General features: G+C 41.6%; 9 protein-coding genes, 2 tRNA genes and 1 pseudogene. 5 read left to right on the plus strand and 7 right to left on the minus strand.

What is annotated here, in order from left to right; translation table 11 throughout:
- Nucleotides 1-10: 10 nt before the first annotated feature.
- Nucleotides 11-316, minus strand: a complete 306-nt coding sequence (locus tag PENNN9_RS13160) for a YkvA family protein (RefSeq protein ID WP_227511806.1) — start codon at nucleotides 314-316, stop codon at nucleotides 11-13.
- Between the two features lie 88 nt (nucleotides 317-404).
- Entirely contained in the window at nucleotides 405-530 is a 126-nt protein-coding gene (locus PENNN9_RS13485; RefSeq protein ID WP_264752954.1) for a hypothetical protein, read from the minus strand.
- 302 nt (nucleotides 531-832) lie between these two features.
- Here PENNN9_RS13485 and PENNN9_RS11045 point away from each other — a divergent pair, with 302 nt between their 5' ends.
- Both PENNN9_RS11045 and PENNN9_RS11050 read left to right on the plus strand, forming a co-directional pair.
- Complete coding sequence (locus tag PENNN9_RS11045; protein ID WP_058369737.1) at nucleotides 833-2,101, plus strand: LD-carboxypeptidase; 1,269 nt, start codon at nucleotides 833-835, stop codon at nucleotides 2,099-2,101.
- Between the two features lie 567 nt (nucleotides 2,102-2,668).
- Nucleotides 2,669-3,019 (plus strand): hypothetical protein, encoded by a 351-nt coding sequence (locus PENNN9_RS11050; RefSeq protein ID WP_058369731.1) that lies wholly within the window; start codon nucleotides 2,669-2,671, stop codon nucleotides 3,017-3,019.
- Nucleotides 3,020-3,234: 215 nt separating this feature from the next.
- Here PENNN9_RS11050 and PENNN9_RS11055 read toward each other — a convergent pair.
- The 3 genes from PENNN9_RS11055 to recG form a co-directional block, all read right to left on the minus strand.
- A tRNA-Leu gene (locus PENNN9_RS11055) sits at nucleotides 3,235-3,321 on the minus strand.
- Between the two features lie 124 nt (nucleotides 3,322-3,445).
- Nucleotides 3,446-3,519: transfer RNA gene (locus PENNN9_RS11060), tRNA-Cys, on the minus strand.
- 284 nt (nucleotides 3,520-3,803) lie between these two features.
- Nucleotides 3,804-6,164 carry an ATP-dependent DNA helicase RecG gene (gene recG / locus PENNN9_RS11065; protein WP_058369732.1) on the minus strand — a complete coding sequence of 787 codons (2,361 nt, stop codon included), beginning with the start codon at nucleotides 6,162-6,164 and terminating at the stop codon, nucleotides 3,804-3,806.
- Nucleotides 6,165-6,426: 262 nt separating this feature from the next.
- On the opposite strand from recG, the gene PENNN9_RS11070 reads away from it, so the two are divergent.
- Nucleotides 6,427-7,428, plus strand: a complete 1,002-nt coding sequence (locus PENNN9_RS11070) for a patatin-like phospholipase family protein (RefSeq protein ID WP_058369733.1) — start codon at nucleotides 6,427-6,429, stop codon at nucleotides 7,426-7,428.
- A 75-nt stretch (nucleotides 7,429-7,503) separates the two neighbouring features.
- On the opposite strand, the gene PENNN9_RS11075 is transcribed toward PENNN9_RS11070, so the two are convergent.
- On the minus strand, nucleotides 7,504-8,097 hold the full coding sequence (locus PENNN9_RS11075) for a hypothetical protein (RefSeq protein WP_058369734.1): 594 nt from the start codon (nucleotides 8,095-8,097) through the stop codon (nucleotides 7,504-7,506).
- A gap of 376 nt (nucleotides 8,098-8,473) precedes the next feature.
- On the opposite strand from PENNN9_RS11075, the gene argA reads away from it, so the two are divergent.
- Nucleotides 8,474-9,796: an amino-acid N-acetyltransferase gene (gene argA, locus PENNN9_RS11080; RefSeq protein WP_058369735.1), complete on the plus strand. Its 1,323-nt coding sequence runs from the start codon at nucleotides 8,474-8,476 to the stop codon at nucleotides 9,794-9,796.
- A gap of 104 nt (nucleotides 9,797-9,900) precedes the next feature.
- On the opposite strand, the pseudogene PENNN9_RS11085 reads toward argA, so the two are convergent.
- Nucleotides 9,901-10,637 (minus strand): annotated as a pseudogene (locus PENNN9_RS11085) (FKBP-type peptidyl-prolyl cis-trans isomerase).
- A gap of 464 nt (nucleotides 10,638-11,101) precedes the next feature.
- Between PENNN9_RS11085 and PENNN9_RS11090 the strand changes: the two are divergent.
- Entirely contained in the window at nucleotides 11,102-12,817 is a 1,716-nt protein-coding gene (locus PENNN9_RS11090) for a mechanosensitive ion channel (RefSeq protein ID WP_058369736.1), read from the plus strand.
- Nucleotides 12,818-12,840 lie beyond the last annotated feature (23 nt).

The raw sequence follows: 12,840 nt of genomic DNA on the forward strand, positions 1-12,840 counted from the left end.
ATTTTAATAATTAGGATTTTTTCTTAGCTTTTGCATTTTTGTCTTTATTATCAGACGTTTTATCTTCAGACTTTGCACCATCTTTAGACATTGATTGCTCGCTTTTCCAAGCTTTATATTTGTTCAAGTCTTTCTCCATCAGTCTTAAGCAAAACCCAATTACCAAGGCATCATCAACTTGACCAATAAAAGGTATAAAATCTGGAATAATATCAATAGGGTTTAAGACGTATAACAATCCAACCACTGCTGCTGAAATAGTTTTATAAGGTATATTGCGATAGTTACCTTGGTAATAATCTTTTACCAAGCTCATCAGTAGCATCAAGTCTTTAGCATAACGCTCAAGACCGCGATCCTTGTCGACTTGTTTCTTTATGCTGTCTTCTTTACTTAAGATGAGTTTAATATTGTTTCCTTATGCTGTCTTCTTTACTTAAGATGAGTTTAATATTGTCTAAAAGCGACTTATTATCTTTTTCTTTAATATTGTCTAAAAGCGACTTATTATCTTTTTCTTTATCAGCCATACTAGCGTTCCTATTATTATTGATTTTTCTTTATCAGCCATACTAGCGTTCCTATTATTATTGATGAATTATTTCTTACTATTTACTATAACAAGAGTAATGGTAAGTACCAAACATGGTTGTTTAACGATTTGTTGTCGTTGTAATAAGCAATGGTTATAGGGTTATGCAACCATTGTCGCTATTAAAGCTGCCAAACCGCGATATTTATATAAAGTTAATGTTAAAAACGTTGATAATTAAATCATTATTCTAAAACCATTATTCTAAAATAAGTTTTGAGGTAACAGCTTAGTATGCTTATGACAAATCCAACTCTTTTACAGCAAGCTGATATAACCACCGTAGCCAATAAGGAGCTTAGTCGTCGCCAATTCTTACGTCGACTAGGCGTGAGTACAGGTGCTGGACTACTTGCAACTCAAGGTATCGCTCAAGGCTTAACGATTAAAGCTGCAGACAAAACGAGTGATCAAAATAGCAGTATGCAGCTGACCAAAGATGATCTGCCGACGGCGTTGCCAGAGGGTAATCAGTCAATAGCGTCCAAATTACATTGCATCAATTCTACTATTGAGACGCGTCTATTTGCTAGCTCCAACGTTGGCGGTAATCATGAGCGCAACCAGTTGGCGTTAGAGCGCTTGGCTTGCGCAGGTTTTGATGTGCAGAATCCTGCTATCACCGAACGACAATATTTGCGCTTTGCGGGAACGGACAGGCAGCGAGCTAGTGATCTACAAAACATTGCGACTGGGGCGATTGATGCACCTAAACTGCTCATGGGTGTACGCGGTGGCTATGGCGCAATGCGTCTGCTGCCATTGATTGACTGGCAAACGCTGGGACGAATTATGAGAGAGCAGGGTACGATACTAACAGGCTTTAGTGATGTCACTGCTATTCAATGTGCACTGCTGGCGAAAGGGCAAATGAGCTCGCTCGCTGGCCCCATGCTCTATAGTGAATTTGGTAAAGCAACTCCTGATGAGGTTAGTTGTCGGCAGTTTGCAGAAGCGCTTACTAATCCTAATTTAAGCATTAATGTTCAAAACGCCGATTTGACCAGTAAGCAGTTACCAGCGATTCTAGCGACTGATAAGACTCAAGCACTCACAGGAACGATTTGGGGCGGTAATTTGAGCGTGGTATCAGCGCTGGCAGGTAGCGAGTACTTGCCGCGTATTAAAGGCGGTATTGTATTCTTAGAAGATGTGGGGGAACAGGCTTATCGTATTGAGCGCATGCTCTATGATTTGTATTTGGCAGGGGTGTTCCAAAATCAGCAAGCAATCGTGTTTGGCTCATTGTCTGGTGCAGGTGAAGATAGCTACGATAAGCGTTATGATGTGGCGATGGTCATACGCCAATTGCATAAACTGACTGGACTACCTATCTATAATGGCATGAGCTTTGGGCATATCAGTAAAAAATATAGCTTTCCACTGGGTGTGACTTGTCAAATTACGCCAGCGAGCAATCAAGCAGGCGGCTATACACTAAGCTTTAGTGATTATCCGATAATTGATAAAAGCGCTGTTAATCTTGAAGGGTTGTGGCAAGTCATATAGATTGATCGGAAGTTTTTCGATCATCAGATTAACATTTGCCTTACAGAAGGCATCGCTCATATCTGTCAAGATTAATCATCAATTATTCTCTTATTACAAGGATTTATGATGATGTCAAACGCCAAAAAAACAAATCTTTCAGCCTTTTCTGTTCATTACAATGCTACTTGCAGCTGTGAAAAATGTGGTTGTACCAGTCCATCAACCTGCAAAAAATGCAACATGTGCGAAAAATGCTGCCAGTGTAATTAAGCTTGATGAGCAATAGTAGCGAGTGAGAACGCAGATTCGATTGTTACTAAAAGTAATAAGTGCTCAACAAGCGTATGCAACTGCCTTAACTCTATGAGTCGGGCGGTTTATTTTTTCTACTTAATAAAGATAACTATATAAGTTGCAAGATCATTTAGGGCGAGTAAAAAGACAATAAGCACACCTAGCGGTTTTTGTTAAACGATTAATGAAAACAAACAAAAATGATTGGTTAGTAATAGCAGATAATATTTAAATGACATATAAGATAGTACTTACCTTGAATTGATGGATATTATAATAAGGAATATTAAAATGAAAAATTCAGTATTGAATAGAACCTTTCAAAATAAGCTATGGGTGGCAGTATTAGTAAGTCTTATCGGACTGAGCGCTTGTAGTAATGAAACAGAAGAAAAGGCTGATACCAATAATACAGAGACGAGTGAAATGACGCCAGTACAGACAGATAGCGACACTGAAGCTAGTGTTAATACTTCCACAGATGAAGCAGAAAGTGCAGACAGTACAGATGATGACGCAGGGGGTACAGCATACTATTCTGGTGTAGACAGCGTGGAAAATGAGCAAAAGGCTGACGATACGGCTACTGTAAACGAAAATAACTCGAACTTAGATAAAACAGCAGCGGAAGGTCTACAGTAACAACTGAATGATATATAGCTTTGTCTATTGTCTTTATTAAAAGTAAGACCGCTAGCTATTTATCGCATCGGTTTACTGTGTATTTATATGTAGGTAATGTACACCAATGCACGGATTGGGCTAGATAAGGCAGGACAGTATAAGACGCCAGATACAACAAAGCCCCTGATATCAGGGGCTTTAGCTGTTCTATAAGATAGTATAGGACTATGTAATGGTACCCGGAGCCGGACTTGAACCGGCACGATCTTTCGATCGAGGGATTTTAAATCCCTTGTGTCTACCAATTTCACCACCCGGGCAAAACTTGTTTTATCTAAAATGTAAGCTAGCTGATAGACCATCTAGTTACTAGATAAGTGGTCGCTATTATAAGCTGTTGTGCTAATAATGCAAGCCTAAATTAACGTAAAGTTAATAAATAATTGGAGGCTGGAGTCGGAATCGAACCGGCGTTAACGGAGTTGCAGTCCGCTGCATGACCACTCTGCCATCCAGCCAATCAAGGTGGACTATATTAGCAAAAATAATTTAAATTACAAGTCATTTTTTAGCTAAAAACAGGTTATTTACTAGCGCAAGCCAATTTAATCATTATTTACAGATATTTGAGCGGTTATTACCTTATCAATAAGTGCTCATTTGATAATAAGACATGAATGTTAGCGATATATAAACCGTTTAAACATAAAAAGAGGATAGCAATTACTGTCCTCTTTTTTATTTGTTTTTAGTACTTAAACTCAGTAGCGCTTAGATTCAATATTACTCATCAAGCCATTTCTTAAGCATTGGTATAGCGACTGGCCGCTGGCATCCAGCGATGAATAAGTTGGCTGACATCAGCTTTACGCCTGGGGTCTGCAATTAAATGCTTCGCCAAACGCTGCGCAATGGCAAACAGCTGCTCATCACGAATCAAATCAGCCAGATAATAGCCCACATTACCCGTTTGGCGTTTGCCCAGCAGCTCACCTGGTCCACGCAGCTCTAAGTCTTTTTGGGCAATGACAAAGCCATCGGTGCTATCGCGTAATACATTAAGACGTTCTGTACCTGTCTCTGATAGAGGCTTTTGATATAGCAATACGCAGAAACTTTTGGTTGAGCCACGCCCAACACGTCCACGCAATTGATGCAGTTGCGACAGACCCAGTCGTTCGGCATTTTCGATGACCATTAAAGATGCGTTCGGTACATCAACCCCGACTTCGATGACCGTTGTAGCAATCAACAAGTCAAGTTTACCCGCTTTAAATTCTTGCATGATGGCTTGCTTGTCAGCGGACTTCATTTTGCCGTGAACCAGGCCAATACGAATGTCTAAGCGCGCATTTAAGTCCTCATAAGTCGCCTCAGCAGCTTGTGCATCGAGTACGCTCGACTCTTCCACCAACGAGCACACCCAATAGGCCTGCCTACCCGCCTCACAATTAATCGCGATGCGCTCTATCACGTCATCACGGCGGTTGCGATCAATCGTTACGGTAGTAATTGGTGTACGCCCGGGTGGCAACTCGTCAATGATAGAGGTGTCCATATCACCATAGACACTCATCGCCAGCGTACGCGGAATCGGTGTTGCAGTCATAATCAGCTGATGCGGCGTACTATTCGCCACACCTTTATTGGTCAATGCCATACGCTGCTCAACCCCAAAACGATGCTGCTCATCAATAATGACTAAGCCCAATTTGGCAAATTGTACTTGCTCTTGAAATAATGCATGAGTACCGACGACCACTTGCACCGTATTCTCGCTCACGGCTTCCAACGCTTCGCGGCGCTGCTTCGCCGTTTGCTTGCCAGCGAGCCAGCCAACACCGACACCCAACGGCTCAAACCATTGTTTAAAGTTCAATAAATGCTGTTCTGCTAAAATCTCAGTCGGTGCCATGACGGCCACCTGCCAGCCACTATCAAGCGCGTAGCCCGCTGCGCCTGCTGCGACTAAAGTTTTACCTGCGCCTACATCACCCTGCACCAATCGTAGCATCGGAATAGAAGTTGCCATATCAGCGGTGATATCTTTCATCACACGCTGCTGTGCACCTGTCAGATCAAAGGGCAATGCCGCAAACAACTTATCAGCCAATGGACTTTGAGTGGTACATTTAGGCGCTTTATGCTGATGCAGCTGCTGACGGCGATACAACAGACTGAGTTGATGCGCGGTTAGCTCTTCAATAATAAGGCGCTGACAAGCAGCATGTGTACGCGCGCTTAATTGAGTGAGCAGCTTATACTGCTGGCCTGCATCGGTGTAAGTAGGCGGCGTATGCAGTAGCACTAACGCTTCAAATATTGTTAAGTTGTAAACATTGCTGTGAGCATTGTTATGAGCGCCACTAACGGCGACCGAATTGCCTTTGTTACTTGCGTCATAAGTAGTCACACCAGCTTTGTTAACGTGGTCAGTAGCAGCGTTGTCTGGCACACTACGCGCTAAGGTTGAGAATATATCTTCTGAATAATCCGTCTCTGTAACCAGTAGTTTAGTCGGCTCAAAGGGCGCTAATGGCAAATCTGCTACTACAGCAAAATCCTCTGGCGTAAATAGCGTCATTGGTAAACCTTGGCCGCGTACGGTTTGTAGGGCCAGCTTAATCAAAGTACGTAATTTATTTTGATGCAGGCCTTTGACGCTCGGATAGATGGGCTGTAGGCCCGTGTTGGTAATGGCGACACTATCAGTCAAAATCTGATATTCAGGATGATGCATCTGCTTGCCGTAACGGCTGACTTTTACTTCCCCAAACAGCTGTAGTCGCGTGCCCACACTCATGGTCTGGGCAAGGCCATGATAGACCTTAAAGAAGCGTAGAGAGATTGTGCCAGTATCATCGTCTACAATCACCGTCATGCCGCTACGTTTAGTATCTACATGTACCACCCGCCCCGTGATTAATGCCGCTTGCCCATGCCCTACATCTGCGATAGATACGAGTCGGCTACGGTCTTCATAATCACGTGGCAAATGGAGCAATAAATCAAAAATCCGTGTAATACTCAGTTGCGTTAATTGCTCTGCCACCTTTGGTCCGACACCTGCCAGCGCCGTCACTGGCATATCTAATGCTGAAGCCGACTGTTTGGGCAACACACTGTTTGATAAGTCGGCTATGGAATGGCTAGATATTGGCATCAAAAACCTTAAAGATATTATTTTAAATTCTATATATTTAAATGCTTTATACTTCACTATTGTATGATTCTATTTATAAAAGCATAGCTAAATATCGTGACAATTAATGGCTATAACAGCAGTGTACTTCAATTATTATAGCTGACAATACTATTGATAATGCTAAGTTGTTTAGTAATCGTGCGTCTATACACTTAATACTTAACCAGTCATTTATCTGCTGGCAATTATCTTTTTAGAATATTTTATAAAAGGGCTTTTTATGTTCGTTTATCCCAATCTTAAACAACTGAACTATAAAAAACTATTATGCCCAAGCTTATTAATTGTGTGTGGTATGAGTGTCAGTGCTTGTAACAATATTGGACCAACCACCTCGTTTGTCCAAGCTCAGCCAGTCGTAGCAGCCCCAAAAGTAGCATTGGTGCTGGGCGGCGGCGGCGCCAAAGGCTTTGCTCACGTTGGTGTTATTAAGGCGTTAGAAGAAAGCGGTATCACACCAACACTCGTAGTTGGAACGAGTGTCGGCAGCTTAGTTGGTAGCCTATATGCCAGTGGCTATACTCCACGGCGGCTTGAACAATTAGCATTGAACACACCTGATAGCGAGTTAACAGACTTTGTGTTATCCAATCAAGGCTTTATTGAAGGCATCAAGCTCAAAAACTTTATCAATGCTAAAGTTGGTGGTCGCGCAATAGAAGACTTTCCGATCCGCTTTGCCGCAATCGCTGCTGAGAAGCATACGCTAAAAAAGGCGGTCTTTACCACCGGAGATGCAGGGCTTGCCGTCCAAGCGTCTTGTAGCGTGCCTAATATTTTTATTGCGCCGCGCATACCCGAAAAAACTGGCAAAAAATATATCGATGGCGGAGTGATCAGCTTAGTCCCTGTCGATAGTGCTCGAGATTTGGGCGCTGATATTGTTATCGCTGTCGATGTGACTGTACCCACATCAAGTAAAAAAAATATGACTAGTAATTTACTACCCGCTGTCACCTCTTTAAGTAGCTTTTGGGGATTACTTGAAAACAATCTATCCTCTAATACTCGCTATTCAACCACTAGTCACCGCTCACTTGTAAGTAATGAGCGCGAGCGCGCTGATATTGTGATTACCCCTGATGTCGGCCATATCAGCTCGTTAGATACTAATCAGCGTAGCGCACTTATCATGGCTGGCGTGCAAGCCACTACCCCGCAGGCCAACGGCATTAAACAACTTATTAAAGAAAAATCTAGTAGTAAGTACGCTACGCTTTAATGTCGCCAAAAAAAAGCACCGCAATTATCAATTGCCGTGCTTTTCTATTACTTATTGAAATATCAAATGTGCGCTTTATTTAACTTTTGCGCGATACTTAACCATCACTGTATCATTAAGACCAACACCTTCGATATCCCAGCGAACTGCTTTGTAATGCTTGAGATCAACCTCTTGCAGTTGGTTATCAACTCGCGTACGTAACGGCATCCGAGCAAAAGTATCACCATCGACACTACCGTATGGAAAATCAGGAGACACCGCGCGTAACAGCTCCACTTGCTCAGGAATCGTCAATGTAACCGTCATCTTACGTACCCGATCTGGGTTGGTATTGGTAAAATACCCTTGATACTCTAGAATGTTACCTGACTGCAGGCGCGTATTGGCATCTACAGGTACCAATGTCTCTTGTCCATTTGCATCGACGCTGATAACAGAAGCTGTAATCTTGGTATTAACGGCTTGCATATTTGATTTGCTACCATCAGCACTTACAGCTGTGTTCATAGCAGTGGAGCCGTCAAGCGCAGGCTCTGGTGTTGGCAGCATAGCTGACGCTTGGGTTGTGACTACCATCGCACCGATAAGGGTACCGGCGACGACTTGGAATAAGCGATGACCGCTCCAAGCAGTAAAGGGACTGGCTAAATGGTTTATTTTCTTCATGATATTCGTTATTCCTAGTTAATGTATCGGTAAAACAATGCGTATCAAAGTTTGTTGGTGCCAAAAAGCCATAAGCTTTTTTAGAGTTTTTTCTAAACGTTTTTCAACACAAGTTATATGCTTGCATCACGTATTTAAAATGCAGTTTATGTGCGCAATTGATTATGCGATAAGACTTAGCATAACAAAAAGCTTTTATAGGTATACTAACCCCGTGTTTAGGTTGTGTATATAGACAACTGACTAAATTCAAACAGCGCTCCTTAAAATAAAAAGATAGCTCATACCGATGTTTTTTGCTATGGTAAATCTTTAATATTCGTTAAATTTTTTATATCCCTTATCCTTTACTATACCTACTACTATTGCTTCTACTATGACTACTAGCGCCATGCCCCAGATTAAACCTGAATACGTCCATTGGTTCCGTAACTCTGCGCCTTATATCAACACGCATCGCGGCAAAACTTTCGTGATTATGTTTGGTGGTGAGGCAGTCAACCATCCTAATTTTAATACCCTCATTCATGACTTTGCATTGTTGCATAGCTTAGGTATTAAGCTGGTATTGGTACATGGTGCGCGTCCACAAATAGAAAAGAACCTACAAGAAGCTGGTATCGTCTCGCCTCTCCATCATGATGTACGCATTACGCCACGTACTGCGATGCCATCCATCTTACAAGCAGTCGGCGCTATTCGTCTACAAATCGAAGCCCAATTATCGATGGGGCTTGCTAACTCGCCTATGTACGGCTCACGTATTGATGCCGTCTCTGGTAACTTTGTAACCGCGCGTCCTTACGGTATTCGTGATGGTGTCGATCATCAGATGACAGGTGAAGTACGCTCCATCGATATTGAGGCGATTAAGAACAACCTACTACACGATCATATTGTCATTTTAGGCTCGATGGGCTACTCAGCAACTGGTGAAGTTTTTAACTTGTTGAGTGAAGATGTGGCGCTTAGTGCTGCAGTGGCGCTTGGTGCGGACAAGCTTATCTTTTTAGGTAAAGAAGCTGACATCAACGACAACGGTCGCTTATTACATGAAATGATTCCAAATGAAGTGGATCGTTTTTTGCGAGAACGTGATTTGAATAATGAAATTAATTACTTTTTGCATTGTGCTAGCGTGGCTTGTCGCCAAGGCGTTCATCGTACACATATCATTTCTTATGCCAAAGATGGCGCGCTACTCGAGGAGCTGTTTACACGCGATGGATCTGGTACGCTAATCAGTCATGACCCTTACGAAGAGATTCGTCACGCCAATATCGATGATGTGGTCGGTCTTATTGAGCTGCTGACACCATTAGAAGAGCAAGGCATCTTGGTCAGTCGCTCACGCGAACGCCTAGAACAAGAAATCGACAACTATAGCGTGATTGAGCGCGATGGTATGATTTTGGGCTGTGCAGCATTATACCCACTGGATGCTGATTCAGCAGAAGTCGCTTGTGTGGCTGTGCATCCAGAATATCGTAATGGTAGTCGCGGTGCAGATTTGCTGGCATTTTTAGAACAGCAAGCACGCAGTCATGGTTTACATAAGTTATTTGTATTAACCACGCGTACTGCGCATTGGTTTGTAGAGCAAGGCTTCGCTGAAGTCGATGCTAGTGCATTACCAAAAGCTCGCCAAGAAAAGTACCACAATGGCCGTAACTCTAAAGTATTCCAAAAAACCCTTTAGATACGGCACTTTACCTTATAATACAAAAACCCATGACTACAAAAGCCCTCATATTGGATATGAGGGCTTTTCTAATTGCCTGATATTAAATGCTTAATCTAGCCTTATTTCACTTCTAGCAGCTCAACGGTGAATATAAGCGTGCTATTAGGCTCAATACCTGAGTTTCCAGCTTCGCCATAAGCGATATCTGATGGAATATAGAACTCGTACTTGCCACCTTCTTTCATCAATTGTAAACCTTCAGTCCAGCCAGCGATGACCTGATTCAATGGGAATTCAATTGGCTCGCCACGCTCATAAGAGCTATCGAACACAGTACCATCGATCAACTTACCTTCGTAATTCACTTCGACTACGTCAGTCGCTTTTGGTGACTTGCCCGTACCTGCTTCTATTACTTTATATTGCAGACCAGAATCTGTCTCTTTTACGCCTTCTTTTCTTTTTTAGCATTTTCTGCTAAGAATGCTGTGCCTTTGGTCTTATTCTCTTCTGCTTTGTTTTGCATGTCTGCAACAAACTTCTCTTCTTGTTCTTTTTGGTACGTCATTAGTACCTCTTCCATCTGCTCTTGGGTCAAGGCGGATTCTTCACCTTGATAGCCATCACGAAAGCCTTGTTCAAAGGTATCAAGATCTAAGTCTTGTACAGCTTCTTTATTACCTTCTGCCATCATAAAGCCCAAGCTATAGCCTACTTTTTCTTTCGCTGTGCTTTGCTCAGTAACAGAAACACTTGGGGTAGCGCTTTCTTGATTGCCATTGTTGGTGCTACAGCCTGTAGCCAATAACATTGCACTAGCCAGCGTACTGATAGTTAAGGTGGTAATCTTTTTCATATATCACTCTCAAGTTGTCAAATCAATTATGAAGAATACTAAAATATTATTTGCCAGCTATCATAGCAAATCTTGGTTTTATGAGCTATGTTTCCGAAAAAATTAACATGGCAATGCTATGTTTCCGAAAAAATTAACATGGCAATGTACAGTCTTTGTTAATTTTGGCCTCAAAAATAACAACTTATCACACAATTATAGCGTCAGGTTAAGCATTCTAACTTTAACTACATCATTATATCAGCTAAGCTTAATCAGCTAAGTTGATAAGTAAATTAAAGTAATTCTTTAAGACTTTTTTTCTTTATAACTGTAACTATGTACACAAAACTTTTATAAAGAAACATTAAATTAGTCAATAACGTCAAATAAAACAATACTATTTTTAAACTGCTGTGTATCCGTCAATAATATAATCAATGATTGTTTTATGACTTACTATATAGTGATTAAAGGAGGACAGGATGAACCCAATGTTTGCATCTTTTAATGGTTATCTTGGTGGGCCTATCGGCTCCATCATTGGTGCTATTTTGATCTTCGTGATCGGTTGGCTCGTTGCACTTGGCATTGCAGCTTTAGTACGCAATGTATTGGCTAAGGTCAATCTAAATCAGCGTATGAATTCTTCTACAGGCAAAACCTACGATTTAGAAGGTATAATCTCTAAGGTCGTTTTCTGGTTTATCTTTGTTATTGCTATCTCAGGTGCGTTGACTCAGTTAAACTTAAACTCAATTTCAGCGCCGTTTGCAAATATGGTTAATCAAGTACTTGCCTTTATTCCAAATCTTATTGGCGCTATTGCTGTCGGTATCATTGGTTGGGTTATTGCAACTGTTGTTCGTACTGCGCTCAATACTGCTTTATCAAAAACGACAATGGATGAGCGTTTAAGTGCTCAAGCTGGCGTCAAACCTATGAGCAGCACGATTGCTGATATGGTTTATTGGTTCATTCTATTGGTTGTATTGACTATGGTACTTGGTCAACTAGAGCTTGATGGTTTATTTGCACCATTGACCAACATGGTTGACAAAATCTTTAGCTTTATTCCTAATATTCTTATTGCTATTGTGGTTTTTGTGGTGGGTTATATCATTGCCAAAGTCGTACGCGGTATCGTAACCAACCTTGTATCTACCTTTAATGTACAAGCCTTGGCTACAAAAGCAGGTTTGAGCGAAGAGAACAGTCTACCTAATATTGCTGGTTCTTTGGCGTTTTTGGTTGTTATTATCCCAACCGTAATTGCTGCATTAAATGCTCTAAAAATTGAAGTGATCGCTCGTCCAGCGACTAATATGTTGAACAAGATTATGGAAGCTTTGCCTAATATCTTTATGGCAATAGCAATTCTTGTTGTGACTTATTACGTCATACGTATGGTTGCAGACATCATCAAAGGCTTAATTGAAAATACTCAGGTTAATCAATTACCTGCCAAAGTTGGCTTGCAAGAAACCATGGGTGACAAAAAGATCTCTGATCTAGTTGGTTATGCCATTATCTTCTTTGCTATGTTGTTTGCTGCAATCGCGGCAGCTGACCTACTTGGTTTTGAACCTATCTCAGCTATTATCACGATGTTTATCGCCTTCGGTGCAAATATCATCTTAGGTGCTATCATTCTATTCATCGGCTTTTGGCTTGCCAATATTATCGCTGGTGTCGTTGAACGCTCAGAAAAAGGCTCACAATTTCTAGCCAATATCGTACGTGTATTAATTATGGGCTTAGTGTTAGCAATGGGCCTAAAAGCAATGGGTATTGCTGATTCTATCGTAAATCTAGCGTTTGGCTTAACTTTAGGCGCTGTTGCAGTTGCTTTCGCTCTATCGTTCGGTCTTGGTGGTCAAGAAGCTGCTGCTCGTTTCCTACGTAAAATGCAAGATAAGATGGATAAAGAGCAGGACAAAGCTGAAGCGAAGTCTACTCTTCATACCAGCTCGTCAACTCAAGAAAAAGTTGCTGATTCAGTCCGTGATAACACGCCTACTGCTTCTACTAGCACATCGACTAGCGATTTGCACACAGATGTAGTTGACACGACTAAGCTTGGTAGTGACCATGTAGATATCACTCATGTAGAGACACGTGATAGTGATTTAGACACTGGTTCAAACTTAGGTTCAGGTACAGACTTTACTGACATCGATAACAACGATAATTTAAAATAAGTTTGAGTATAGCTATCGTTTGA

The organism is Psychrobacter sp. ENNN9_III (assembly GCF_001462175.1).
In the GTDB taxonomy this organism is placed as follows: domain Bacteria; phylum Pseudomonadota; class Gammaproteobacteria; order Pseudomonadales; family Moraxellaceae; genus Psychrobacter.